The organism is Clostridium chromiireducens, assembly GCF_003575225.1.
In the GTDB taxonomy this organism is placed as follows: Bacteria; Bacillota; Clostridia; order Clostridiales; family Clostridiaceae; genus Clostridium; species Clostridium chromiireducens.
Genome location: NZ_QXDJ01000003.1, coordinates 609,751 through 633,009, shown reverse-complemented (window position 1 = coordinate 633,009; position 23,259 = coordinate 609,751). Strand labels below are relative to the sequence as shown.

Genomic DNA, 23,259 nt, shown 5'->3' with positions numbered 1-23,259 from the left:
GGCAACAATTTTATATGAGACGAAATAAAATGGGGGTAAAAAACGCCCCCTATAGGATAAAATATTTATTAATAGATAGATAAGGAAAAGAAGAGTCACGATGGCAAGAGAACAAAATCAATGTACAGAAGAATTTAAAAATACTATTGTAGAGTTCTATAACTTTTCTAGAGTTTGGCAGATCTAAGCAGAGAAAACTTTTTATACAGGGATTTCTCAACTGCAAACAAACATAAATCAAAATTGGTCTCAATTTTACACGAAATCGGATGCACTCCCACTAAAAAAATTAGAAATGCGGATTAATCTACATTTCTAATTTTTTTATTATTATTTAATGGGGATTATTTTTCTTTTTTTAAAATAAAATAGTCTGATTCCAAATGACATCTTAAGGTGCTCGACCAACTAATGTTTCTTGATTTAAATATAGTCTAAATCCTACATCAATGAAAGCCTTTCGCACTTGGTGATTAATATATTGATCAGCTAAAATATTTTTTTAGAATTATCCATATCTGATATTTCTACTGTGGTTTTATAGTTATCTCCATCCCATAAAATTTTACGCGCAACAGATTGTATTAAGAGCCTTTTTTTCGATATATCATCTACTATATCCATATTTTCGTTAAAATGTTTAAGAGAGTTTATTATAAGTTCTAAATTTACAGTTTGATTTATAATATCATTTTTATCGGATTCTATATTATTTAAATTATATTCTAATTCTTTAATTTCATCATTAAGAGAAGATATTTCATTCATGATAATACCTGCAACATCATTATTTGGAGCTAGTGAAAGTTGTTTTACTAAATTGGAGGATGCTAATCTTTTTGCTTTAATTTGTGTGTTAAGTTCCTTAATTTGTCCATTTTCAAGAGTCGTATCACTACTTATTAAAGATTTTGTAAGCTCGTCAATTAATAGGTCCTTGTTATAAGCTTTAATTTCAGCAATAACTATTGGATCTAATTTATCTACTCCTATATTTGGATTATCACATCTATCTACATATTTATTTTGCTTATTACTGCATACATAATAATCAAATTTTTTATAGCCATTAACTTTAGAAGGGTGTCCATGTTTTACTATCATATTACATCCACATTTAGCACATTTTAAGATTCCAGATAGACATGCATTATTACTATTGCCAGTTCCAAGTCTTATAGATTGTTTAGCTTTGTTTTTATCTAATGAACATTGTACTTTCAGCCATTCTTCAGAGTTTATTATTCCTTTATGATTGCTAATAGCAACAATCCAATCTTCAATATTTCTTCCAATGGTAGTTTGTCTTTTTTTATTGTAAGTCAAATATCCATTTCCATTATATTCACCGTATACGTTTGTTCCAATGTCATTTAAATATTTATGTGTACTTTCATCAGATTTAACGTAAAGTGGATTTCTAAGAATTCTTCTAACCTGTGTAGTATCAAAATTTCCACCATTTTTGCCCTTAACACATTTAATATTTAATTGTCTTGTAACTTCATTTATTGAACGTTCTTCTAAATAAGCTTTAAAGATAAATCTTATAATATTTAATTCTTCTTCATCGGGTGTAAGTTTCATTAAAGTTCTTTCTTTCATTTCTTCATCTATATAGATCATTTTCTCTGGAGTAAATCCAAGAGGGGACTGACCTCCAAGCCATCTGCCAGATTTAGATAACTGAAGCATATTATCCCTAACACGTTCTGCTAACTGTTCACGTTCAAGCTGCGCAAATGTACTAGCAATGTTTATCATAGCTCTGCCCATAGGGGTTGTGGTATCAAATTGCTGCTCTGTGATACTTGTAAATGAGCAATTATATTTATCTAGCATTTCAAACATATTGGAAAGCTGGGCTACACTTCTGCCAATTCTATCAAGTTTGTAGCAGACTATTCTATCTATTTTTTTATTTTTAATATCTTTCATAAGCCTCTGGAATTCTGGTCTATTAGTATTTTTACCAGTAAAACCTTCATCTTCGTATATTGAAATTTCAACATCTTTTCCGAGTTTAGAATATATATATTCCTGGCACATTGAAATTTGATTTTCTATAGAGTCACCTTTACCAGTAAATATTGATTTACGACTGTAAATAGCTATTTTCATTTGCTGTAACCTCATTATTTAGTTCAAAACATTTATATTCATGTTATGTTTCAAAAATTCTAATTGTTCGTGCATTAATACTGATATTTTAGATTAGGTAGGTCAACTATTACTTTTGGTAATAGTTAATTTTTGTGCTCAAAAATTGAAAACACCTCAACATAATTAAAAGTTGAATATTTTGAGCAACATAAAAATACTGGACGATATAGAAAAATATTTAAACTTCTAATTATTCATACAATAAAAGCTAGAAAACCATTTATCAAATTTAAAATATTTCTGTTTATGAAAAGTGTATTGTGGGAAGTAATAGCATAATAGCTACTGATGCTTAGTTGTGTTTTTATGTGTAAACAAAACTAAATATGGTAGAAAATGAAAATATCATTCATAATAGATTGGCCATTATATATAATTATATATAAAGAAAATTGATTTATTATAATTATACATGAAGGTGATAATGTGGATGATAAAAAGATTGATGATATGTTCTTTAAATTATATGGTTATGATTTGTTACCTAATGAATATAAAGAAATAGCAAGAGAAACATCAGCATATGCAGGATTTAGATTATATATAAAGATGCAAGAGATATTTAAAAATAAGATACGATGGATATTAGGGGCACTTACTAAATAGTAGGTGCTTATTTTTTTATCACACAATTTCACATAATTCTATGATAATTCTTACATAAAGATTGATTAAAATGAAAACAAGCTTAAAGAAATGAATTTTCTTAGTGAAATTAATATATCTAATTATTTTATTCGATTAGGAGGAGAGGAAATGAAAATTACTGAATTAGCAGTAAAAAAGCCTTTAAGCATAATTATAGTGGTTGCTTTGATTATGGGACTAGGAATATTCGGATATGCAAATTTAGGAGCAGATTTATTTCCAGCAATTGATGCTCCTGTTATAACCATAACAACTACATATAGTGGAGCAGGTACCAAAGAGATAGAAGAAAATGTTACAAAACCAATAGAAGATGCGGTATCTGGCATAAGCGGTATTGATACCTTAAAGTCTGGATCAGTGGAAGGTTATGGTTATACCATAATTAAATTTACCATGGATACAGATATGAACTCGGCATTTATGGATGTTCAACAGGCATTAGGGGATGTTTCAAATAAACTTCCAGAAGGCGCTTCAAAACCTGTTATAAAAAAGGCAGATAAAAATTCAGCTCCGGTTATGATGATTTCAGTTTCAAGTTCATTACCTTATGGCGAACTTTATAACGCAGCAGATGATATTCAAAAATCTTTAGAAAAGATCAGTGGAGTTGGTGAGGTGACTTTAGAAGGAGCCGTTCAAAAGGAATTAATGATTGATGTTGATAAAACTTCTATGGAGCAATATGGCATAAGCATTAATACTATTGTAAGCAAGCTGAAAAGTGAAAATGTAAATATTCCAGCAGGTCAGCTTAAGCAGGAAAATTCTAAAGAGACTATGAGGGTTCTTGGTGAGTTTAAAAATATAGAAGATATAGAAAATATTCAAATACCTATGACAAATGGGGGAACTATAAGACTTAAGGATATAGCAGATATTAAGCTGGATTATCCAGACGGAAGTGAACTAGTAAGGTTAAATGGAGGAAGCTCCATAGGTATATTCGTTAAAAAACAGAGTGATGCCAATATAGTTGAAACGACAAAGACTGTTAAAGAAAAGCTGAAAAGTATAGAAAAGACTTTGCCAAGTGGAATTAATGTTACTATAGCAGACGATTCTTCTACATTTATTAATGAATCTTTATCGGAAGTTAAAATAAGTCTTATTGAAGGTATAATCACAACAAGTATTATAATGTTTCTATTTCTAAAACGTATAAAATCTTCATTAATAGTTCTTGTTGCAATACCTACATCCCTTGTTGCTACATTTTTTATGATGTATGTTTTTAATTTTACGCTTAATATTTTGTCACTTTTAGCTTTATCTTTATCAATAGGAATATTGGTAGATGACTCTATAGTTGTACTTGAAAATATTCAAAGGCATCTGAGCCAGGGGAAGGGACTTATAAGAGCAGCTATAGATGGGCGTGATGAAATAGGAATGGCAGCTATATCAATAACCTTATGTGACATAGTAGTCTTTGGGCCAGTTGCTTTTATGTCTGGAATGATTGGACAATTTTTCAGACAGTTTGGACTTACAGTAATATTTGCAACAATATTTTCACTTATTGTTTCTTTCACTCTAACTCCAATGTTAGCTTCGAGATTACTTAAGGAAGAAAAAGATGATGATTATAAAGTTGAAGCTAAAAAAGGATTTATGACAAAGTTATTTAATAAAGCAAGTGAAGAATATAAAAGGTTTTTGCTTTGGTCACTAGATCATAGATGGAAAATTGTAAGTATTGTCATGGCAATGTTCATACTTAGTATATTACTTATTCCGTTTAAAGCTATTAAGACAGAATTTTTGCCAATAACAGATCAAGGGAAATTTATAATTAATGTTAATTTAAGTCCTGGTTCGGATATAACGAATACAGATGAAAAAGTAAAAGAATTAGAAGAACATTTAAAAAATGTACCAGAAGTAAGTGAATACTTTACTGTAATTGGGAGTGACAATGAATCTTCAGCAACGATTAATATTAATTTAATAGAGAAGAGTAAACGAAAGAATAGTCAAAGTGAAGTTGCTCAAAAGCTGCGGGAATGGAGCAAGAGTTTAACTGGTGTTAATATTTCTGTAAATGAAAGTAATGGACTTTCACAAGGTAATGGAGATGGAGCAAAGCCTATTGCTATAAATATAATTGGGCCTAATGTAGAAGTTTTAAAAGATCTAAGTGATAAAACAGAGAGCATGGTAAAAGCTATTCCTGGAACAACAGATGTTAGTAATAGCATGAAAGCTAACGAAAATGAAATTGATGTTGAAGTTGATAGAACAGCAGCTACACAATTTGGAATTAAGCCATCTGATATTGCAAGTGCTCTTAAGGCAGCATCTAATCAAGGCACAGATGCTGGCGTATATAGAAAAGATGGTGATGAATATGATATGGTTGTTAAATTTGAAGATGGACAAGTTAAAACTAAAGATCAGATGTCTTCAATAATGATAGCTAATTCATCTGGAATACAAGTACCATTAGATCAAGTTGCAAATGTGTCTTTAGGTGATAGTCCACAGGAACAATTAAGAATGAATAGAGATGAAATGGTGACTATATATGCAAATGTACAAGGCAGAACAGTAGGAAGTGTAAATACAGATATTAAAAAAGCTATTGAAAATGAGAATATGCCTACAGGCTATGAAGTGACTTATGGAGGGGATCAGCAAAATATGGCTACTTCCTTTAAATCTCTAATTGAAGCTTTGGCTGTATCTATAATACTTGTATATATGATATTGGTTGTTCTATATGAATCTTGGCTTACACCTTTTTTAAGGATGTTATCACTTCCATGTGGAATAATCGGAGCATTAATAGCTTTGGTCATTACTAGAAATACTTTAAATATCGTGACAATGATTGGGCTGATAATGCTTGATGGACTTGCTTCTAAAAACGGAACTTTGCTTATCGATTATACTAATACATTAATGAAGAAAGGAATGTCCTTAAGAGAAGCTCTTATAGAATCTGGAAATACAAGACTTAGACCAATCATGATGACTACAATTACTATGATTGTTGGTATGATTCCAACGGCATTGGCTATGGGGCAAGGAAGTGAATATAGATCAGGAATGTCTATAGCACTTATTGGGGGCATGATTACCTCTACAATATTATCTCCAGTGCTTATTCCAGTTGTGTATACATTGATTGATGATATGAAAAAGAAAATTTTAGAGAGAAGAAATAGTAAAAAGGGTGCAGCAAATGAATTATAGAGGTATAACTCAGCTAGGATAAAATACCTGCAGCGTGTGATATTTAAAGTGAAAGGAGACAAATTATGAAAAGTATTAAACTTAGAAAATATACAATATTAGCAAGTATTATCTTAACATCGTCAATGGTTCTTGCAGGATGTGGTAAAAGTGCTAGTAATACAAATGATATTAAGAATGTTAAAACGGTTGCTGTTAGTACAGCTTCTATTGAAAATTACACAGAGTATGGAAGTACATTAAAAGCAAATAGTGAGGTAATAGTTGCTCCAAAAATATCTGGTAGAATTGCAACTATGAATGTTGAAGTAGGACAACAAGTTAAAAAAGGTGATGTATTATTTACATTAGATTCAGCTGAATTACAGGCACAATATAAGCAGGCACAGGGTGCCTTAAGTTCAGCACAAGCTAATTTAACACTCATAAGTGATTCGGAGTTTAAGCAGCAATTAATTCAGGCTAAGACAAATCAAAGCTTAGCACAAAATACATATAATGATGCTAAAAGTGCATTTGATAAGGTAAAAATACTATATGAGGCAGAAGCTTCTACAAAGCAGGATTTAGATAATGCACAATCTAAACTTAATTCAGCTGAGACGCAGCTTAACTCTGCTAATGATAACTTAAATCTTTTAAATAATAAAATTGGAAGTCAGACGGCAGCTGTAGCTGAGTCTCAGGTGGAACAGGCACAGGGTGCAGTAGATTTGGTACAGGCTCAATTAGACAATGCTGTAGTTAAATCACCTATTGATGGAGTTGTTTCTGAAAGAGATGCTGATGCAGGAGAAATAGTATCAAGTTCAAAAAGTGTAATTACTATAGCAGATAACAGCAGTTTTATTGGTGAAATAAATATAAGGGATAAGGATTTATCTGGTATAGCAGTAGGAGAGAAAGTGGAAGTAAAAGTTAATTCTTTTGAAGGTAAGAATTTTGAAGGAGTTATAGATAATATAAGTCCAACAGCTGATTCTAAAACTCAATTATATAATGTAAAAATGAAGCTTGCGAAGGATGACTCTTATTTAAAATCAGGAATGGTAGTGAAAATATTGCTTACAAATGATAAAAAAGATAATATACCTGCACTTCCGAGTAATGCAATTGTAGATTATCATATAACTTGTCTAAAATGAATTACTAAAAGAAACACCCGGGAAATGCCGATATTACAAAAGGTTTCCGGGGTTATGGTGGGAAAAGTAGTTTCATTTATTTTGGCGAAAGAATTCACATTTTTTTTATTTTTTGCAGCTTTTCTCAGAAATTTTAATTTTGAGCGTTATTCGTTATGACGCGTTATTAAAGTTCGTTAAACTTTGAATTTAAGCCAAATAAGAGGGTTATTCACATTATTAACATGCTGTGAATAACCCTCTTTTTAGGCTTGTACCTAAAAGCACCCTAAGAGCATAGATGAAAATTGCCTGAAACCTTTGAAAAATCACGGTTATAATAAATATATGCTTACAGACCCTAAGAGCATAAATAAAAGTAGTTTTCAGAATAAATTATGCTTTGAATGTATCCTATTATTTTCTAGATCATAAGTTATGATTTTACGATTTTGAGGTTCATAAGTACAATTTAGAGTTTTTGCTATACAGTACCTACCATCGAGTGATAGTTCTATAGATTCGAAATTTGCATAGAAATTTTTACTAGAAAGTTTTCCTTTTTCAGAGAAAAAATGTAGTATACTATTAAATTTTGAATGCATTTCATAAATGTTATCATCAATTACGAAGTTTCCATTGTCTGAAATTACAGCATTGCATGGATTAAACATAGTTTCATTGAGTAATAATTGATTATTTTTTATTAGGATAAAGTTACCTTTTTCAAATTTTTTGTTGTAAAGATATCCAGAATTAATCCCTAAAATATATATGCCAGATGGTGATTGAAAATATTTTCCCCAAAAGTCAAGCTTTTTGACTTTTAGCAGACCATCATCTATTGAATAGTCTATATATCTTTCAGATTCTTCTTTCAATTTTTGCTTTTTTTCCAAATAATCTTTTAAAGTAGACATTCATTATACTTCCTTTCTTAAAATGATACGAAAACACGTCAAAAAAACAAAAAATTAAGCAAGATTCTCTTTAGTAGCAGCTTCATCGCCACTTAGATAAGTAGATGACATTCCTTTTTTGTTAGTTTGGGCCTCAGCAATTTTAAGCTCAAGCATTCCCTCTATTTTATTTTTCTCCTTTTCATCTACTTGTCTAAGTAGATCAATAAAATGTATTTCTTCATCTGAAAGGTCTCCCAAAATATGTTTAACTTTGGAATCTTCGTTTGAAAATTCTTGTTTAGCTTCTTCTCCAACAACAAGAAAGTCAATTGACACGTTAAAATATTTTGAAAGTGCAATAATTATATCTATACCTGGTGTCCTTTCATCTGCTTCAAACCTTCCTAAATTGTTTATATTAAGTTCTTTCATAAGTTGAGCTTTTGTAATTCCTAGATTTTCTCTTAACATTTTTATTCTTTTTCCTAAAGTATCAATCATAATATATCCTCCTTATAAATAGTCATTTGACATAAAAATAATGTCAAATGACAAATAATATATTGACAACGTGTCAATTGACACGTATAATTTGATTATGATAAGAATTTACATCATTAGTTTATCACAATTAATGGAAAAAAAATATATATCATAAAAACCAATGTATCGCTGCAAGGAGGAATTTAACAATGCTGACTGATAGACAACAAAATCAAATCAATGAATTAATTGGTAAAAAAGTAAAAATAGTTATTAGTTTTAAAAGCCATGTTAAAGTACTTAGACAAGATGAAAATGGTCTTTATATAAGATTTAAAAATCAAAGAGTTCCTTGTAAGCCAGATACAAATACTTTAAACATTTTATTTTTTACAGCTTTAGATCCTAAATATAGAAAACTTATTTAGTAAAGACTTTGGAGCTAAAGCGGCTATGTGTTTGGCAGCTTAAAATAAGCATAAAAATATAAAACTGCACCGGGTTTTATGGGTTTCCCAAGTGTCAAAAAATAGTTCTTTGAAAATTTAATATAGTTATTATTGACAGAATTAATGAATTTTATTTACAGGGAGCGAGAGTGAGCGAAGATCCTTTTTAGGAGAGCCACACCATAATACATGATATGGTCATTGCGAAGAACTGTACTTAATTATGAGAGCTGCATCAGCAGCTTTGATAATTGAGTTTATCTCAATAAAATATTGGAACTTATAGCTTATATGTGGGTAGCAACCATAAAAAATTATTGTAGATTATAACCTATTACTGGGTGGTAACCAGAATTAATTATATTACACAATAAAGGAGGCCTGATAATTTGAAACATGGCAAAAGACCAACCAGGAATCAAAAAATTTTCATTAAAAGCAAGAAGTTTAAGCCAGAAAACTGGCTTGTTGTTAAAGATAACAGTAAAGAATTTGTAATGGTTCATAAAGAATCAGGAAATATAAAGAACTTTAAAAAGGCATAGGAAGGAGCTGACATTTATGAGGAGGAATAAAACTATACCTATTTTTGGAGTGAAGGTTAAAAAAAGACTTATAGAGCTTAACATGACACAAAGGCAGCTTGCTAGTGAAATTGGAGTTAATGAAAATTATTTGACAGATATTTTACAAGGCAGACGCTCTGGTACAAAGTACAAGGATGCAATTACTCGAAAATTAAATCTTGATGAAGAAGAAAAACAACTCAGACAAATAAAGGAGGTGATATAAGATGACCATTGATAATGTAGTTGTTAGAAGTATAGAGACTATTGTAAAAAATGCCGCTTCAAGCATTGAAATTGATGTTGAAAAAATGGATAAGGAAAGCAAAATCCAATTTTACAAGAATAGGTTAGATTTTTTAAATAATGAAACAGTAGCAGTAGAAAATCGTAAAAAAGCTTTACTAAGCGAAATAGAAAAAGAAACTGCTGCATTTAAGAAAAAGATTATAGCATTAAGCTGTGATGTGGCTTCAGTAGAACAATTATGGATGGTACTTACAAAAGACACAGGTGCTGCGGAGATTAAGCTTAAGGAATTACAGGATGCAGAAACTGAAAGTGATGTTGAAAAAATTAGATAATGGAGGCTGGCTATGAATAAAGCACTTAAATTAATAGTTGCTGAGGTTCTTGTATACTCCAAAGAAAGAAGAATACTGAAAAAGAAAGACCAGTTCAAACTAACTATAGAAAGCTGCAATAAAAAAGGAATCCGAGTTCCTTCATACTCAACCTTTGCACGGGTTAGATCTTCAATACTTGAAGAATCTTTCAAGAGTAATGTGAAACTCGAATCCTTATTAGAAATTTTGAAAGAAGCCAAAGGCTCTTCTAAAAATTCAACTTCATAATAACATATTATGGAGAATTTTTCAAGAGCTTAAAAGAAAGGAGGATCACCAAGAATGATTGAGAGCTACATTGATGTAAAAGTTGCAGCTGAACTTACAGGAGAACACGTTTCAACTATTAGAAGAAAAGCTACAGAAAGCAAATATATATCAAAAAGCATACAGGATGCAGGGGCAGGTAGAGGAGGATTAAAACTTCAAATTCTTGTATCTTCCCTTCCGATGGATGCACAACTTAAATTTCTTGAAAAGTGCAAAAATTTTCAGAATGATGAAATTTCCGCTACATCAATGGAAGAAGAAATAACTATTGATATTGATATGGCAGCATATAAGGAAAAGTTTGGTGATGAAGGAATGAAAGAATTTATTGATAAGTATGAACTGGTTCAGAGAGCATTGGAGATAGAACTTACAGCAAAGGGAAATAAAACATATTTATGGGGAGAACTTGCTAAAAACAATGGAGTTTCAAAACGTAATCTTGACAGATGGGTTAAAGGCTTTAAAGAGTTTGGAGCTAAAGCACTAATGAAAAAAATTGATAGAAGTAATAAGGGAAAGACCTCAAGTACATGTCAAGCTGCCAAAATAATGCTTTTTCAAATGAGGCTTGATAAATCAATTAAAAGAAGAGAAACTGTATGTTTTAAAAGAGTACTTGAATATGCTGAGAGCATTGAGGGACAGAAAGCGTGTGATAATTGCATATTTAGAGAGGGTTCAGAAGCAAGGAAACATGCACAGGAAGACGGCTTGGAATTTGCTGAATGTGATATGAAAAATAAAAATGGACTTAAGATATCACGGAGTATTGCAACTTTAAGCAGGATTTTCAAAAATGAGATTCCTGAAGAAGTCCTGCATTATGTTTTTAAAGGAAGGAAAGCTTGGGAAGCTAAGTATATGCATAAAGCCACCAGGGAAAAACCACATATTATTAATGAGGTCTGGTTTGGTGATCATCACGTATTAGATGTATTTATAAAAGATAAAGATGGCAAGATAGTTAAGCCGTGGCTTACAGCTTGGTATGATGCAGCATCTGGCTGCATGGTTGGATGGTGTTTAAATACTAATCCAAACAGTCAGACAATTGCGGAGGCTTTCTCCTACGGGGTATGTGAGAAGAAAGATTTTCCTTTCTACGGTTTGCCAGCTATGGTTTACACAGATAACGGAAAAGATTACAGGTCACACGCTTTTGAAGGTGGAAATATAGTTGAAAAATCTTATGGAAAAGGAATGCCTTTTAATATTGAAACTGATGGAATATTAAAAGAACTTGGTATAGAAAATACTCATGCACAGGCATATCATGGATGGGCCAAACCAATAGAAAGATGGTTCGGTACTTTTGCAGGAAATTATGTCAGGGAGCTTCCCGGATGGTGTGGAAATAATCCAAAAGAAAGACCAGAAGGATATGACAAGGAACTTAAAAAACTTGTAAAAGAAGATAAAATTTTAACGATGGAAGAGCTTAGGGATTGGTTTATAAAGGTTTTAAATGAATATCATAATATACCTCATAGTGGATATGGGGGCAGAAAACCTATTGATATTTATACAGAAGGTGAAAAAGCAAGGTATGATAAGCCAAGCTGGGCAGTTCTTAGCATTCTTAAAATGGAATTTACAGAAAGGACTATTACCACTCAAGGCATTACCTTTGATAATAAACTTTACTGGAATAAAGAACTTGCAGACCGTCATCTTATAAATAAAAAGGTAAAAATTAGATATAATCGTGAAAATAAAGATACAATCATTGTTATTCATGAAGGTAAGTTCATATGTGCCGCTAATGTAAAAGAAAATTTAAAAATGGTAAGAGAAGATGAAGACAAGGTTGCTGAACATATAGCTGGTCAAAGAAGACAGGAAAGAGAAGTTAAGGCAAAAATAGCACAACTTACAGGAAAGCCAGCTCCTAAAGAGCTTAAAAAATCAAAATCCAATATTCTTACTGGAGATATTTCTGAAAAGGATAAAGGTAATGTAACAAGTATTGAGCATGAAAAGGCTATGAAAGCCTATGAGGAAGCTATTGAAGGCAATAAGAAAAAAGCTGCAGATGAAGCTGGAATTGTAGATCAAAAATTCCTTAGAACTGGAGAAGAGATTTTAAAGAAAGTAATGAACAAATAGGAGGTTTTTAGATGGAAGCAGTAGCAAGAAAACTTAATGAAAATAAGAATTTTAACAGTATGACTATTGAAGAAATTGGCGAGGAACTTAAAAAACTTAGGGAAAATGAAGGAATAACATTTGAAGAGATTTCAAAGCAGCTAAATGTAAGCAGGTCTTATGTATCAACACTTGTAAATCAACATAGAGCTAATTCAGATGTTATAGCAGCAATCAAAAAATTCTTATATAAGTATTATGAAATACCTGAAGATGATGATGCTAGAGAGTTTAAAAGAGATATAGAAATATTCCCTACAATTGAATTTAAAAAGGCTTTAGGATTTATTGAGGATATAAGAAATAGAAGAAAAATGGGATGTATGATAGGCTATCCCGGAAGTGGTAAAACAACAATTATAAGAGAATATGCAGGAAGTATTGAGAATGTAGTTTATATCGAAGCTTTTCAAGGAATGAGGGAAAAGGATTTGATGGAAATTATAGCTGAAAATTTGGGAATTGCACTGAAAAGAGGATCAGCCTACAAATTGGTTAAACAAATAATTGATGAATATGATGGAAGAGAAATAATGTTCATAATTGATGAATCAGAATACTTAAAGAAATGGGATGTATCAAAGTTTGATACCTTGAGAAAAATATGGGATAACACCAAAATACCGATTTTATTTGTAGGAACTGAGGTGTTAGAAGATTATTTAACACATGGTGGCAATTTTAAGGAAAACTTATCACAGCTCTATAGAAGAATTTATAAGATTAGGCTTGAAGGTATAAAGGAAAAGGAAGTTCGAGAGATATTAAGCCAGTACAACATTAATAAAGAAGCTGAAAACTTGCTTGTAGCACTTGCAATTGACTATAAGCATGGAGGTATGGGAAACTTTACAGAAATATTGGAACTTTGCTTACAAGAAACAAAAGGCGAAGTTATTACCGGAAGTATCGTAAGAAATGCAAAAAATTATAAAATGCTTTATTAGAAAATTTCATATATTATGGCAAAAACAAAGGGAGGGATATTTTCCCTCCAATATGAAAAGGAGACACAGTGTATGAATGAAGAGAAGGTTAGAAACGAATTATATGAATGTATCGATAAATATGGTCTTCAGGATGATAAAACCATTAGAAAATCACAGGAGCTTGATAAAATTATTGCAAAGATTATGCCTTCAAAATGTGGACAAGTAAGTATGAAAAATAATCTAAGGAGCGTTAGATATGGAAGTTGTTATTGAGAAACTTTGTACTGCTGATGAATTTAGCTTTGCAGTGAAGGAAGAGCTAAGAATTGGCACTATGAAGGTAGACTTTAATGATGGATACCTAGCAAATAAATGGGATACATCTAGTTTAATAAAAATATTTCTAAATAAATTTCATATGAAAGCTATAATTGAGGTTCAAAAAGTAGTAAATGATATTGAATTTAGGCTTTTAAATACATTTGATAAAGTTGTAAAAGTTTGTGGAGCTGAAGGATATGAACATGAAACAGACAGGTTTGTATCATACGGTAATTGTAATTATTGGATTAGGCTCATGCCAGTAATGGGTGAGTACAATTACTATATAAAGGTTTATGTTAAGGAAGAATTGATGTAATTGATTGAGAGGTGGGATGTATATGGAAATGCGTAAGCTCACTGGAAAAGACAAAGAATTTTTTAGTAATTTGCCAATTTCAGAAATTATAACTTTACATGATGAATTTGGAATTTGCTTTCAATGCAATGATGGCACAGCTGAATATAGCTATACTGAAAAGATAGCTTAAAATATATTCTCTAAGAATATCTCGTGTAGCACCTGCTGCACGAGATATAAAAGAAAGTGAGGTAAATATTAATGGGTAAGTTTAAGAAAATAGGAAAATCAGGTGGAATTACTATTCCAGCAGAATTGAGGAGAGATTTAGGAATTGATTCAGGATCTGCGGTGGATCTAGTTGTGGACAGAGGAAATATTATTGTAAAACCTTATGTACCAAAATGTTTATTTTGTGAAAGTGATAAGGAGGTTGTTGTATATAAAAACAAGAGAATTTGCAGCAAATGTATAAAGGAGATTGGAGGATTAATCCATGAGTAATATAGGTGAAATAGTTGATAAATACGCTGAATGGGATAAGTTAGTTGACGATGGTAAGAAAGAGATTAATAAATATAAAGCAGATATACAGAAAGAAGCTGTATCTAAATTAGAAAACTCAAAGACAAAGCAAGTTAAATTTTGGGGAAATGATAGTAATTGTGCTATAGCCACAAGTACTGAATCAGTTAAATTAATAAGTATACAGTATTTAAAACAAATGGTTCCTGAAAATGTGCTTGCTGATTTTATAAAAGAAGAAAAAGACTACAAAATGACAGATGCATTTAAAAAGATGCTGGCTCCTATTTGTTTAGGTGATTATGTTGAGCAGAAAGTAGCTGATGTTATTGATCAGATTCCTACAAGTGATGATAATAAAAAACTTGCAAGGAAAAAACTAAAAGGGGTATGGGAAAAAGACAAAGCATTTTTAATAAGCATTGGATTAAGCTCAGAGGATGCAGAGCATTGGGCTTATTTTATAAGCGAAGCAAATGCCTGGGAAAAAGTAAGTCATTTTCTAAAGGTTTCAGGATATCAAGAAGGAACTGAAGAGTTCATGGAAGCTTTGGATAACTTAAAAAAGGCTGTTATTGTAGATGAAGGTATTAAAATAGGAATTGAATATAAGGTAGATGATGAAAATGAATAAGCTTAGTAGTGGTCAAATAAAAAAAATATATGCTAGTGCAAAGGAGCTTCAATTGGACAATGATCTCCTCCATACGTTTATATTTAACATAGTAGGACGTGAACATATCTCAGAGCTTACATCTTATGAAGCAAATCAAGTAATTGATGAACTTGAATATAAAAAAACTGGTGTTAGAAAGCAACCATATAGAAGTAATATGGCTACAGATGACCAAATTTATAAAATACATGCTTTAGAACGTGAACTGGGATGGAGTGATAATCCAAAGCGGCTTAAAGGCTTTATGAGAAAATACTGCAAGACTGATAATGAAAAATGGCTAACTTTTGATAAAGCTTCAAATCTTATAGAAGCACTTAAGAAGGTTATTGCTAGAGAAGAAAGAAAAGTAGCAGCTCAAAACTAAAAAATAATATTACCTGGCAGCATTGATATAAAGGTTGCCGGGATTTTTTTTAAAAGGAGTTAATTAAAATGCTTAGTAAAGCTGAATTTGTTTCACTTTGTATAGAATATCAGAATAAGAAAAAACAAGCCAAAAAGGAAAAGCAAAAAAAGAATTACAATGATGTTATGGGACACATAATTGAAAATCATTATAAGATTGAAAGAAGATGCAGGTGGTTAAAAAATGTATGATATATCAAACAATTTTAAATGGAATGTTTATGATGCAGCAGTTGCAAAAAAGCTTTTAGAGCTTGAAGGAACACCAGAAGCTATTAAGTATTTTGCTGAAAAGTCTGAAGGATTAACTAACTATGGATATTGGTTCTTTCTATCAACTTTATGGGTAAGTTATTCCGGATATTCAGATTTAAACTTATGGAAGTCATTGTTTGGATCAGATAGACCAGGTAAAAAGAAATCATTAATGAAACCTTCAGAGGTTAAAGCATATGACCAATTAGGATGGTTTGTGACTGCTTATAGAGCACATAGAAAAAATGAAAGTGATTGGATTTCTTATACTTTAAATAAGGAAACTGCCTTCAGATTTGCGAAAGAAAGAGGTGCTGATTCAATTAAAGAATATAAAATCAAAAAAAGAGATATTACAGCACTATTTTTGAGACGCAGCGAAGATGAAATAATTGTGTTAGATAAAGGAAATGTTCAATTTATACGTGAGCATATAGCAGTTAGTGAGGCAATAAGTATAAGTCCTTGGAATCAAGATAACGGATATATTTGCCTTCCCTTGAAAAGTAATATTCCTGATCCAGAGCATAAAGATTGGAAGCTTGTATATTGTCCATCATGCGGAAAAGAGTGCTGGGAATCTGAACTTGCGAGAAAAATATTAAAAAATCCTAATATGAAATCGGCATGTACTATGTGTTCATTAAGAAAAGGAATAAAAGTAAGGGGTGAGAACTATGACACCTAAACAAGAAAAAGAATGGGCCAAAGGAATACTTGATAGAGTTAATGAATTTGGATATGCTACATGTCTCCAAGCTTATGCAGAATTTAAAGGAGAATTAAGTGGTTTAGCTGAAGGAAAGAAATATATTAATAAGCCTTTTGCAAGGAAAGTTACAAGTTTATTTGAAAGTATGATATGGTATGACGACTATAGTAAAGGTGATATTACCAAAGAGGAGTTTTTTAAAAAACTAGAGGAAAAAGCAAAAGCTGAAGTAGATAAAAAATATGATGCTATGATGAAAAGATTAGAAAATAAGTTTAATCCTAAGCCTAAGCGTAGAAAGAAAAAAAGTGGGAGGACAAATAAATGTGGTATAAAATAGGAATTTGTAATAATGATCTGGTTTCTAGTGAGGAAATAATTGTAGCACCAAAAGAAATGAAAAAAATAGGTGAATTTCTTGCTTGGACAAGTAAAAATCCAAGTATTAATTTCGGAGATGGGATAGTTTATCAGAGAAAAGATATTAAGAAAATAGATATAGAAATTATGTCAGATAGTGAATATAAAAAATACAAAGAGAAGAAAAAGGATGATAACAATGTTTAAAGTATTAAAAATAAGTAAAGAGGATTTAGAAGAAGCGATACCAGGATTAGAAAGTTTAAAGCCTATTTTGCAGAAACAAGCTAGAATCGGAAATGGAAAAGATAGAAAACAAGGTGAAATTGATGCAGCAGAGTTAGGAAAACATTTTGATACAGCAATAAATTCAATGGTAACAATATTGGCTTGGATGGAAGTGAATGTAGATAATGCAAAGTAAAATAGAAAACTTATTGAATGTTTTAGGAGCTATAGAAAAAGTTGATTATATCAAAGCAAAGCAATATCTAACTAACGGAGAACCACAGGAATTAGTTAAAGAAGCTGTAAGATTGGCAGATGAAGTTCTTATAACTTCAGAGGGCAAACCAAACTATGAGAGTATAAGCTATTTAAAAGAACATGGATTTAATGTATTTGCAGGAGAAAAAGATTCTTTTGGATGGCTAACAGGCTGCATAAGAACATCTAAAGGAATTATAGTATTTGGTTAATGCAGAAAAAAGGAGGAATATTAATGGGAGTTACAATAGAATCTAATAATTTTAGTGCAGATATGGGATATGGAGGGTTTAACAGATTTAGAACTAAGGTTGCTCAACTTTCTCATGTAGAGTTTGGAAAACATTATGCTAAATTAGAAAATACAATGTTTCTTTTTGGAACTGAAATAGAAGAATATTTCAAGAAATATGATGCAAAAACTAATGAATTAATCAAAGAAAATATAGTAACTGTTGAAATTGCAAACTTTTGTTATCAATCAGATTGCGAAGGTTCTATTGACCAAGACCAAGCAAAACAGATTTATGAAAAGATAAAGGATTATGATGATAATATCTGCTATGGATATGCAGGGAGGTCAGATTGTGCAATGTTTTCTGATTTAAAAAATATTTTTAAAGATTGTGTAGAAAATGGAGATACAATTGAATGGAGTTAATGCATAACACTAATGTTATTACGTAATATGTGTGAGTGGAGGATATTGATGAATAGATATGTAGAAATTAAATTGATAGAAAACAGAAAGGGATTCACAGTTAAATTTAGTAAATTTGGTTTCATGTTTGCAGTATTAAACAGACCTAGATTAAAAATTTTAAAAAATCAAATTAATCATACAAAGGCATATTTTATTGCTATACATAAGTTAATGTTTGGCATAGTTTTTTAATAAAACTAAGGAGTGTAAAAATGATAGAAAAAGGACGTCTAGTCTATAAATGCAGGAGATGTGGAAAGTTAAATAAAAATACACAGGTACCGGATGGATTATACGCTTTAAATTCTATACTCAATAAAATTCCGTTACCAGAGGAATGGGGAGGATTTATTTTAACTGAGACTGATATATGCAGTTGCGATGATGGAAACTTAGGAGTATCAGATCTAATAGGATTTGAAAAAGATTAAAATTAATATTAAAATCAGAAAGGAGCATCAGAATGAGTGAAGAAAAGAAAATATTAAAGAATGTAAACAAATTATTAGCACAGCAAGAATTTAAAGAAGGAATGGAGGATCTTAGGAGTCAAGTTACAGAGTTTGCTGGTTATCATCAAACAGTATTTCTAGCAATGAAAGAAAAGGGATATTCAAGTGAACAGGCTTTTAAATTTGCTTCAGCTGCTACACTGAAACTTATGTTTTATAATCCAAAATCTACTACGAAAGAGGATGATGAAGATTAAAACTTTATCACATAAAGTTTCATGTTTAATGGCAAAATAGGTGCAATATAAATTTTACCATTTAATTTTTTGTTAAAATAGATTAGAATAGAGGGTGGTACTTTGGATAATTTAAATAAAGATTCTATGACTCCAGATATGCTTCCTGAGCCATATGGATATTATGCTAAAATAATAGGCATGGATAACTTTTGCAAAATGGCTGAAAAACTTGGTGGTACAACAATATATATACCAAAGTACGACAGCATATTTAGAAATCTAAGAAATGAAAAGATAAAGAAAGAATTCAACGGATATAATTATCAGGATCTAGCCATCAAGTATAATGTATGTGAGAGAACCGTTAGAAACATATGTGATGGAGTTACACCAGTTATAGATGGACAAATTAATTTGTTTGATAACATATGAATCTCTTGGAAGTTTGCAAATTTCTAAGTTTTATGAAAAGGCTTAAAATACCAGTATAGAGGGAAACCTCCTTACTGGTATTTTTTTATTGATTTTTTTATGAAAGTGGGGTGGCAAATGTGGAAGGTTCAGTTCAATGGATATATCAGTTAGTCCTTACAGTGGTATTAGCTATTATTGCTTATTTTCTTAAAGATGTTAAAAAAGGATTTGAAGATAAGTATTTACAAAATAAATGTGAAATTACCAAGGTACAAGAAGATCTAGAGGATTTTAAAGAAAAGGTTGCTGATAAATATGTTATGAAAGAAGATTTTGTAAGGTCTATAACTACAGTAGATAAACGCTTTGACATTTTAGATGAAAAGCTTGATAAAATTTATTACACCATGTGCAAGAAAGGAAGTGAAGGCTAATTGGATGGAAGAATTACACCTGTACAGGTTATGAAAAATAAAAGACTTCGTGGTCAGGTACTTAGAACACTTTCCCTTTTTTATCCTACAGCGGTTGATGTAGGCACTATAAAAAGTGCATTACTTACAAGAGGAATAACAGTTTCAGCCGAGACTGCTACAGTACTGCATTATTTAGCTGATAAGGAATATATAAGGATTACAGAAGCCAAAATAACCGAAATTGAAGATGGCGATTTGGTAGAACTTACTGCCAAAGGTGTTGATCTTATTGAAGGTACGGTTAATGATGCTGGAGTTGATATGTAATGAGTAAAAAAAGCAGAGTTAAGTCAAGGGTTAACGAACTTCCAGAAGAAATTAAAAAGGCTTTGGATGAAATGCTTCTTGATATTAATTTTACGTATACAGAAATTGCTGAAGAAATAACTAAAAAAGGATATCCAATAAGTAAGTCGAGTATAGGACGATATGCATTAAGACAGAATAAAGCTACACAAAGGCTGAAAGAAGCTTGTGAAACTACAAAACTTTTAGTTGAAACTGTAAAAGAAAACAGAGACTTAGATGCATCAGAAGCAGCAACAACAATATTGATTGATGCACTTATGAAAAGACTAGCTACTGCTGAAGAAGAATTTGAAAATATGCCACTTGATAAAGCTGGCAGACTTATTGTTCAACTTCAAAGAAGTGCTGTATATAAAGAAAAATTTAAACTTGAATATAAGCGTGGAGTTGGAGATGCATTAAGTAAATTAAAAGAAGAATTAAAAATAGAACTTAGACAGCAGCCAGAGCTCTTTAAAAAAATGTGTGAGCTTGCAGATTCGGTATCAAGAAAAATGGAGAGTGATGGAAATGGATAAATGGTATGTGCTCCATGTAAATACCGGATGTGAGGATGATGTTGAAAAAGTTTTAAAAAGAGATATACCAGAAATCGAAGTCAGAGTATTTAAAAGAGAAATGATGGAAAGAAAAAAGAATGCAGATTTCAGTAAATGGCAGAGAGTTTTAAGACTTTTATATCCAGGCTATGTGTTTATATATGGAGAGCTTAATACAGATGTTTATTATGGTATAAAAAATACTCCTAATGTAATTAGAATTCTTGGCAAAAATGATGTAGGTGGTGTTCCCTATCCTGTTCCAGATTATGAAATGGAAAGAATACTTCAATTTGCAGGAAATAATGATACTATAGAGATTTCAAAAGCTGTAATGAAAAATAACAAAATTAAAATTATATCAGGTGCATTGTGTGGTATGGAAAGATTTATCACAAAGGTGGACAAACGTAAAGGAAGAGTTAAAGTTAAATTTTATCTTTATGATAAACCAAAAGAAATTGAATTTTGTGTTGATCTAAAAGAACCTTAAGTTTTGCAAACCTGTTTCGGCGGTGGCAAAAACTTCTGGGGACATAGAACTTTTAGCTGCAGTTTAATTAAAAAACTGTGGATGGCGAAGCACGCCATTTTGAAGGAGGTAATTAAGACATGATAAATTTAAGTAAATTAGAAAATTGTTTTAAGGTGGCAAAAGAAACTAATCAAAAATTTATAGGTGTATTAATTCAAATGAAAGGTTTTAAAAAATCAGAATTAATCATAAATGAAAGAGAAAATTTTGATAATAAATTAGTATATTACAAAAGAGCATATAATGAGGATTTAACCTTAAAAACTTTTAATGAAATAAAAATAATAGGCTATGCCTTTGGAGAAAATATACAAGATATATATGAGTATTTAAAAAATAATGATAACTAAGATTTTATTATGGAGGTGGATACATTGGGACTGGTAGGTGAACTTGTTGAAAATGACGGTAGCAGTATTTATAAAGTACCTGAAGATCCACTTAAGTTCCTGAATGATAATTGGTCTGTTAAAGGTAAAATTGATAGGATGCAATATTCATTAGATGGACACTGGTATCAAGAAGGAATCCTTAAAGATACTGCAAATGAAATAGTTGTTATGAAATCAGGTCAAATGGGGATTTCTGAAATAATGCTTGGACTTGCTACTCATTTTGCTATTACAAAAGGAAATGTTGTATACCTATTCCCTACATCTACTCATATTGGTGAGTTTGTTCAGGGAAGATTTAATCCAGTAATTGATTATTCTGACTTTCTTGATTCTATTGTTGGTAAAGGTGAAATTAGTTCCGATATGAGAAAAGGAAGAAAGAAGGATGCAGCTGATAAGGTATCTATTAAAAAGATTGGAAATCATTTTATGTATTTAAGAGGTTCACAAAATGCAAGGCAGCTTAAATCTGTGGATGGAGACCTTATTGTACTTGATGAATATGATGAGATGGTTCAAGATAATATTCCCCTTGCAAAGTCACGTATCGACCACTCACCATATAAATGGATTAGATCACTTTCTACTCCTACATATCCTGAGTATGGAATACATTCAGCATTTTTAGCTGGTGATCAAAGATACTATTTTATAAAATGTGAACATTGTGGAGAGTGGCAGGCTTTAACATGGGAAGATAACATTAATCCAGATATATCTATTGAACATAGGCTATGCAGAAAATGCAGAAAACCTATTGATCATACACAAAGGGGTGAATGGGTTCCGACTTTTAGAGATAGGGATGTACACAGTTACCATATATCACAATTATATTCTTCAGCGATATCTGTAAAGTTTCTCATAGATTTTCAGAAAAATCCAAAGAATGAAGAGGAGTTTTATAAATCAAAACTAGGGTTGCCTTATACTCCAAAAGGTGGAAGTCTTAATCGTGATGAAGTTTTTGCGTGCATGGGCGATTATTCTACATTATACTCTCCTGATGAAGGAGGTTGTACTATGGGTGTGGATATTGGAAGAAAGATTAACTATCAAATATCAAGATTCTTTGGAAATAAAAAGAAAGTTTTGAGAGCTGATACAGTAGATGAATTTGGAGAACTAGACACTTTAATGAAGAAATATGACATTTCTGTAGCTGTGGTTGATGCGAATCCTGAATATAAGAGTGCAAGAGATTTTGCACTTAGATTTAAGGGAAGGGTATATCTAGCTTATTATCCTAATATGAAAGATTCTGATTATTATGTTATTGGAGAAGGAAAGCATTCAGAGCTTACTGTTAATATTAATAGAACATTATCTCTTGATTATACTTTTGATAGATTTAGAAGCAGAGAAATAATTCTTCCAAGAGATATAAGAGATGATGGCAGGGATGGATATATTGAACAGGTAATGGCTCCATGTAAGGTTAAACAATTTGATAAAAAAGGTAATCAGTTTTACACATATCTTGAAGGAGCTAAGGCTGATCACTTTGCTCATGCTGCTAACTATGATGAAGTTGCATCTGCAATTCTTGGAAGTAAGGAATATAAAAAATATTATTTTGATGAGAATTTTAAAGGTGGCAAGGTTATGAGCAAACTTAAAGAAATATTTGATAGGTTTTAG

General features: G+C 31.1%; 36 protein-coding genes. 33 read left to right on the top strand and 3 right to left on the bottom strand.

Features of this window, described 5'->3' with window-relative positions; translation table 11 throughout:
* Positions 1-489: 489 nt before the first annotated feature.
* Positions 490-2,121, bottom strand: a complete 1,632-nt coding sequence (locus D2A34_RS14465; RefSeq protein ID WP_119367113.1) for a recombinase family protein — start codon at positions 2,119-2,121, stop codon at positions 490-492.
* A 468-nt stretch (positions 2,122-2,589) separates the two neighbouring features.
* On the opposite strand from D2A34_RS14465, the gene D2A34_RS14460 reads away from it, so the two are divergent.
* From D2A34_RS14460 to D2A34_RS14450, 3 genes are all read left to right on the top strand, one after another.
* Positions 2,590-2,769 (top strand): hypothetical protein, encoded by a 180-nt coding sequence (locus tag D2A34_RS14460; protein WP_119367112.1) that lies wholly within the window; start codon positions 2,590-2,592, stop codon positions 2,767-2,769.
* Positions 2,770-2,919: 150 nt separating this feature from the next.
* Positions 2,920-6,012, top strand: coding sequence for an efflux RND transporter permease subunit (locus D2A34_RS14455; protein WP_119367111.1), 3,093 nt, complete (start codon positions 2,920-2,922; stop codon positions 6,010-6,012).
* Between the two features lie 65 nt (positions 6,013-6,077).
* Positions 6,078-7,157, top strand: coding sequence for an efflux RND transporter periplasmic adaptor subunit (locus D2A34_RS14450; protein WP_119367110.1), 1,080 nt, complete (start codon positions 6,078-6,080; stop codon positions 7,155-7,157).
* A 365-nt stretch (positions 7,158-7,522) separates the two neighbouring features.
* On the opposite strand, the gene D2A34_RS14445 is transcribed toward D2A34_RS14450, so the two are convergent.
* Together D2A34_RS14445 and D2A34_RS14440 are read right to left on the bottom strand one after the other, a co-directional pair.
* Complete coding sequence (locus D2A34_RS14445) at positions 7,523-8,056, bottom strand: hypothetical protein (protein ID WP_119367109.1); 534 nt, start codon at positions 8,054-8,056, stop codon at positions 7,523-7,525.
* Between the two features lie 54 nt (positions 8,057-8,110).
* On the bottom strand, positions 8,111-8,539 hold the full coding sequence (locus D2A34_RS14440; RefSeq protein WP_119367108.1) for a helix-turn-helix domain-containing protein: 429 nt from the start codon (positions 8,537-8,539) through the stop codon (positions 8,111-8,113).
* A gap of 191 nt (positions 8,540-8,730) precedes the next feature.
* Between D2A34_RS14440 and D2A34_RS14435 the strand changes: the two genes are divergently transcribed.
* The 30 genes from D2A34_RS14435 (at position 8,731) to D2A34_RS14305 (ending at position 23,259) form a co-directional block, all read left to right on the top strand.
* Positions 8,731-8,949 carry a hypothetical protein gene (locus tag D2A34_RS14435; protein WP_119367107.1) on the top strand — a complete coding sequence of 73 codons (219 nt, stop codon included), beginning with the start codon at positions 8,731-8,733 and terminating at the stop codon, positions 8,947-8,949.
* Between the two features lie 410 nt (positions 8,950-9,359).
* The gene (locus tag D2A34_RS26790) at positions 9,360-9,515 is read left to right on the top strand and encodes a DUF6906 family protein (RefSeq protein ID WP_182629394.1); all 156 of its coding nucleotides are present in this window, start codon (positions 9,360-9,362) and stop codon (positions 9,513-9,515) included.
* 16 nt (positions 9,516-9,531) lie between these two features.
* Positions 9,532-9,762, top strand: a complete 231-nt coding sequence (locus D2A34_RS14430; RefSeq protein WP_119367106.1) for a helix-turn-helix domain-containing protein — start codon at positions 9,532-9,534, stop codon at positions 9,760-9,762.
* A gap of 1 nt (position 9,763) precedes the next feature.
* Positions 9,764-10,120, top strand: coding sequence for a hypothetical protein (locus D2A34_RS14425; RefSeq protein ID WP_119367105.1), 357 nt, complete (start codon positions 9,764-9,766; stop codon positions 10,118-10,120).
* Between the two features lie 12 nt (positions 10,121-10,132).
* Entirely contained in the window at positions 10,133-10,390 is a 258-nt protein-coding gene (locus D2A34_RS14420; RefSeq protein ID WP_119367104.1) for a hypothetical protein, read from the top strand.
* A gap of 54 nt (positions 10,391-10,444) precedes the next feature.
* Positions 10,445-12,541 carry a Mu transposase C-terminal domain-containing protein gene (locus D2A34_RS14415; protein WP_119367103.1) on the top strand — a complete coding sequence of 699 codons (2,097 nt, stop codon included), beginning with the start codon at positions 10,445-10,447 and terminating at the stop codon, positions 12,539-12,541.
* Positions 12,542-12,552: 11 nt separating this feature from the next.
* The gene (locus D2A34_RS14410; RefSeq protein ID WP_119367102.1) at positions 12,553-13,527 is read left to right on the top strand and encodes an AAA family ATPase; all 975 of its coding nucleotides are present in this window, start codon (positions 12,553-12,555) and stop codon (positions 13,525-13,527) included.
* 72 nt (positions 13,528-13,599) lie between these two features.
* On the top strand, positions 13,600-13,785 hold the full coding sequence (locus D2A34_RS14405; RefSeq protein WP_119367101.1) for an aspartyl-phosphate phosphatase Spo0E family protein: 186 nt from the start codon (positions 13,600-13,602) through the stop codon (positions 13,783-13,785).
* Positions 13,769-14,152: a hypothetical protein gene (locus D2A34_RS14400; protein WP_119367100.1), complete on the top strand. Its 384-nt coding sequence runs from the start codon at positions 13,769-13,771 to the stop codon at positions 14,150-14,152. Before D2A34_RS14405 ends, D2A34_RS14400 begins: the two co-directional genes overlap by 17 nt.
* Positions 14,153-14,174: 22 nt before the next feature.
* On the top strand, positions 14,175-14,324 hold the full coding sequence (locus tag D2A34_RS26785) for a hypothetical protein (protein WP_182629393.1): 150 nt from the start codon (positions 14,175-14,177) through the stop codon (positions 14,322-14,324).
* Between the two features lie 71 nt (positions 14,325-14,395).
* Positions 14,396-14,638 (top strand): AbrB/MazE/SpoVT family DNA-binding domain-containing protein, encoded by a 243-nt coding sequence (locus D2A34_RS14395; protein ID WP_119367099.1) that lies wholly within the window; start codon positions 14,396-14,398, stop codon positions 14,636-14,638.
* Positions 14,631-15,293, top strand: a complete 663-nt coding sequence (locus tag D2A34_RS14390) for a hypothetical protein (RefSeq protein WP_119367098.1) — start codon at positions 14,631-14,633, stop codon at positions 15,291-15,293. Before D2A34_RS14395 ends, D2A34_RS14390 begins: the two co-directional genes overlap by 8 nt.
* The gene (locus tag D2A34_RS14385; protein WP_182629392.1) at positions 15,286-15,702 is read left to right on the top strand and encodes a regulatory protein GemA; all 417 of its coding nucleotides are present in this window, start codon (positions 15,286-15,288) and stop codon (positions 15,700-15,702) included. Before D2A34_RS14390 ends, D2A34_RS14385 begins: the two co-directional genes overlap by 8 nt.
* A gap of 68 nt (positions 15,703-15,770) precedes the next feature.
* Positions 15,771-15,935 carry a hypothetical protein gene (locus tag D2A34_RS26780; protein WP_182629391.1) on the top strand — a complete coding sequence of 55 codons (165 nt, stop codon included), beginning with the start codon at positions 15,771-15,773 and terminating at the stop codon, positions 15,933-15,935.
* The gene (locus D2A34_RS27255; RefSeq protein WP_243128346.1) at positions 15,928-16,686 is read left to right on the top strand and encodes a hypothetical protein; all 759 of its coding nucleotides are present in this window, start codon (positions 15,928-15,930) and stop codon (positions 16,684-16,686) included. The genes D2A34_RS26780 and D2A34_RS27255 overlap by 8 nt, the downstream gene beginning before the upstream one ends.
* On the top strand, positions 16,676-17,050 hold the full coding sequence (locus tag D2A34_RS14375; protein WP_119367096.1) for a hypothetical protein: 375 nt from the start codon (positions 16,676-16,678) through the stop codon (positions 17,048-17,050). The genes D2A34_RS27255 and D2A34_RS14375 overlap by 11 nt, the downstream gene beginning before the upstream one ends.
* Positions 17,035-17,277 (top strand): hypothetical protein, encoded by a 243-nt coding sequence (locus D2A34_RS14370; RefSeq protein ID WP_119367095.1) that lies wholly within the window; start codon positions 17,035-17,037, stop codon positions 17,275-17,277. Before D2A34_RS14375 ends, D2A34_RS14370 begins: the two co-directional genes overlap by 16 nt.
* A complete protein-coding gene (locus D2A34_RS14365) occupies positions 17,270-17,494 on the top strand; it encodes a hypothetical protein (RefSeq protein ID WP_243128345.1) in 225 nt (74 codons plus the stop codon). Before D2A34_RS14370 ends, D2A34_RS14365 begins: the two co-directional genes overlap by 8 nt.
* Complete coding sequence (locus D2A34_RS14360; protein WP_119367093.1) at positions 17,484-17,768, top strand: hypothetical protein; 285 nt, start codon at positions 17,484-17,486, stop codon at positions 17,766-17,768. The genes D2A34_RS14365 and D2A34_RS14360 overlap by 11 nt, the downstream gene beginning before the upstream one ends.
* A gap of 23 nt (positions 17,769-17,791) precedes the next feature.
* Positions 17,792-18,217: a hypothetical protein gene (locus D2A34_RS14355; RefSeq protein ID WP_119367092.1), complete on the top strand. Its 426-nt coding sequence runs from the start codon at positions 17,792-17,794 to the stop codon at positions 18,215-18,217.
* Between the two features lie 48 nt (positions 18,218-18,265).
* Positions 18,266-18,451, top strand: coding sequence for a hypothetical protein (locus D2A34_RS14350; RefSeq protein ID WP_119367091.1), 186 nt, complete (start codon positions 18,266-18,268; stop codon positions 18,449-18,451).
* Between the two features lie 20 nt (positions 18,452-18,471).
* Positions 18,472-18,690, top strand: coding sequence for a hypothetical protein (locus tag D2A34_RS14345; RefSeq protein ID WP_119367090.1), 219 nt, complete (start codon positions 18,472-18,474; stop codon positions 18,688-18,690).
* A 32-nt stretch (positions 18,691-18,722) separates the two neighbouring features.
* Positions 18,723-18,968 (top strand): hypothetical protein, encoded by a 246-nt coding sequence (locus D2A34_RS14340; RefSeq protein ID WP_119367089.1) that lies wholly within the window; start codon positions 18,723-18,725, stop codon positions 18,966-18,968.
* Positions 18,969-19,070: 102 nt separating this feature from the next.
* The gene (locus D2A34_RS14335; protein ID WP_243128344.1) at positions 19,071-19,382 is read left to right on the top strand and encodes a Mor transcription activator family protein; all 312 of its coding nucleotides are present in this window, start codon (positions 19,071-19,073) and stop codon (positions 19,380-19,382) included.
* 119 nt (positions 19,383-19,501) lie between these two features.
* On the top strand, positions 19,502-19,798 hold the full coding sequence (locus tag D2A34_RS14330) for a hypothetical protein (protein ID WP_119367088.1): 297 nt from the start codon (positions 19,502-19,504) through the stop codon (positions 19,796-19,798).
* The gene (locus D2A34_RS14325) at positions 19,799-20,107 is read left to right on the top strand and encodes a hypothetical protein (RefSeq protein WP_243128343.1); all 309 of its coding nucleotides are present in this window, start codon (positions 19,799-19,801) and stop codon (positions 20,105-20,107) included.
* On the top strand, positions 20,107-20,667 hold the full coding sequence (locus D2A34_RS14320; RefSeq protein WP_119367087.1) for a DUF3486 family protein: 561 nt from the start codon (positions 20,107-20,109) through the stop codon (positions 20,665-20,667). Before D2A34_RS14325 ends, D2A34_RS14320 begins: the two co-directional genes overlap by 1 nt.
* Positions 20,660-21,181, top strand: a complete 522-nt coding sequence (loaP, locus tag D2A34_RS14315; RefSeq protein WP_182629390.1) for an antiterminator LoaP — start codon at positions 20,660-20,662, stop codon at positions 21,179-21,181. Before D2A34_RS14320 ends, loaP begins: the two co-directional genes overlap by 8 nt.
* Before the next feature lie 119 nt (positions 21,182-21,300).
* A complete protein-coding gene (locus D2A34_RS14310; RefSeq protein WP_119367085.1) occupies positions 21,301-21,573 on the top strand; it encodes a hypothetical protein in 273 nt (90 codons plus the stop codon).
* Between the two features lie 24 nt (positions 21,574-21,597).
* Positions 21,598-23,259, top strand: coding sequence for a phage terminase large subunit family protein (locus tag D2A34_RS14305; protein WP_182629389.1), 1,662 nt, complete (start codon positions 21,598-21,600; stop codon positions 23,257-23,259).

What these genes read in the sequence shown, in the direction of transcription:
- D2A34_RS14390 (WP_119367098.1), top strand. Translation starts at nt 14,631, where the DNA reads ATGAGTAATATAGGTGAAATAGTTGATAAATACGCTGAATGGGATAAG.
- D2A34_RS14360 (WP_119367093.1), top strand. Translation starts at nt 17,484, where the DNA reads ATGCAAAGTAAAATAGAAAACTTATTGAATGTTTTAGGAGCTATAGAA.
- D2A34_RS14430 (WP_119367106.1), top strand. Translation starts at nt 9,532, where the DNA reads ATGAGGAGGAATAAAACTATACCTATTTTTGGAGTGAAGGTTAAAAAA.
- D2A34_RS14375 (WP_119367096.1), top strand. Translation starts at nt 16,676, where the DNA reads ATGACACCTAAACAAGAAAAAGAATGGGCCAAAGGAATACTTGATAGA.
- D2A34_RS14345 (WP_119367090.1), top strand. Translation starts at nt 18,472, where the DNA reads ATGATAGAAAAAGGACGTCTAGTCTATAAATGCAGGAGATGTGGAAAG.
- D2A34_RS14465 (WP_119367113.1), bottom strand. Translation starts at nt 2,121, where the DNA reads ATGAAAATAGCTATTTACAGTCGTAAATCAATATTTACTGGTAAAGGT.
- D2A34_RS14395 (WP_119367099.1), top strand. Translation starts at nt 14,396, where the DNA reads ATGGGTAAGTTTAAGAAAATAGGAAAATCAGGTGGAATTACTATTCCA.
- D2A34_RS14370 (WP_119367095.1), top strand. Translation starts at nt 17,035, where the DNA reads ATGTGGTATAAAATAGGAATTTGTAATAATGATCTGGTTTCTAGTGAG.
- D2A34_RS14435 (WP_119367107.1), top strand. Translation starts at nt 8,731, where the DNA reads ATGCTGACTGATAGACAACAAAATCAAATCAATGAATTAATTGGTAAA.
- D2A34_RS14410 (WP_119367102.1), top strand. Translation starts at nt 12,553, where the DNA reads ATGGAAGCAGTAGCAAGAAAACTTAATGAAAATAAGAATTTTAACAGT.
- D2A34_RS14445 (WP_119367109.1), bottom strand. Translation starts at nt 8,056, where the DNA reads ATGTCTACTTTAAAAGATTATTTGGAAAAAAAGCAAAAATTGAAAGAA.
- D2A34_RS27255 (WP_243128346.1), top strand. Translation starts at nt 15,928, where the DNA reads ATGTATGATATATCAAACAATTTTAAATGGAATGTTTATGATGCAGCA.
- D2A34_RS14455 (WP_119367111.1), top strand. Translation starts at nt 2,920, where the DNA reads ATGAAAATTACTGAATTAGCAGTAAAAAAGCCTTTAAGCATAATTATA.
- D2A34_RS14450 (WP_119367110.1), top strand. Translation starts at nt 6,078, where the DNA reads ATGAAAAGTATTAAACTTAGAAAATATACAATATTAGCAAGTATTATC.
- D2A34_RS14365 (WP_243128345.1), top strand. Translation starts at nt 17,270, where the DNA reads ATGTTTAAAGTATTAAAAATAAGTAAAGAGGATTTAGAAGAAGCGATA.
- D2A34_RS26780 (WP_182629391.1), top strand. Translation starts at nt 15,771, where the DNA reads ATGCTTAGTAAAGCTGAATTTGTTTCACTTTGTATAGAATATCAGAAT.
- D2A34_RS14385 (WP_182629392.1), top strand. Translation starts at nt 15,286, where the DNA reads ATGAATAAGCTTAGTAGTGGTCAAATAAAAAAAATATATGCTAGTGCA.
- D2A34_RS14340 (WP_119367089.1), top strand. Translation starts at nt 18,723, where the DNA reads ATGAGTGAAGAAAAGAAAATATTAAAGAATGTAAACAAATTATTAGCA.
- D2A34_RS14420 (WP_119367104.1), top strand. Translation starts at nt 10,133, where the DNA reads ATGAATAAAGCACTTAAATTAATAGTTGCTGAGGTTCTTGTATACTCC.
- D2A34_RS14425 (WP_119367105.1), top strand. Translation starts at nt 9,764, where the DNA reads ATGACCATTGATAATGTAGTTGTTAGAAGTATAGAGACTATTGTAAAA.
- D2A34_RS26785 (WP_182629393.1), top strand. Translation starts at nt 14,175, where the DNA reads ATGGAAATGCGTAAGCTCACTGGAAAAGACAAAGAATTTTTTAGTAAT.
- D2A34_RS14350 (WP_119367091.1), top strand. Translation starts at nt 18,266, where the DNA reads ATGAATAGATATGTAGAAATTAAATTGATAGAAAACAGAAAGGGATTC.
- D2A34_RS14415 (WP_119367103.1), top strand. Translation starts at nt 10,445, where the DNA reads ATGATTGAGAGCTACATTGATGTAAAAGTTGCAGCTGAACTTACAGGA.
- D2A34_RS14320 (WP_119367087.1), top strand. Translation starts at nt 20,107, where the DNA reads ATGAGTAAAAAAAGCAGAGTTAAGTCAAGGGTTAACGAACTTCCAGAA.
- D2A34_RS14400 (WP_119367100.1), top strand. Translation starts at nt 13,769, where the DNA reads ATGGAAGTTGTTATTGAGAAACTTTGTACTGCTGATGAATTTAGCTTT.
- D2A34_RS14440 (WP_119367108.1), bottom strand. Translation starts at nt 8,539, where the DNA reads ATGATTGATACTTTAGGAAAAAGAATAAAAATGTTAAGAGAAAATCTA.
- loaP (WP_182629390.1), top strand. Translation starts at nt 20,660, where the DNA reads ATGGATAAATGGTATGTGCTCCATGTAAATACCGGATGTGAGGATGAT.
- D2A34_RS14355 (WP_119367092.1), top strand. Translation starts at nt 17,792, where the DNA reads ATGGGAGTTACAATAGAATCTAATAATTTTAGTGCAGATATGGGATAT.
- D2A34_RS14405 (WP_119367101.1), top strand. Translation starts at nt 13,600, where the DNA reads ATGAATGAAGAGAAGGTTAGAAACGAATTATATGAATGTATCGATAAA.
- D2A34_RS14310 (WP_119367085.1), top strand. Translation starts at nt 21,301, where the DNA reads ATGATAAATTTAAGTAAATTAGAAAATTGTTTTAAGGTGGCAAAAGAA.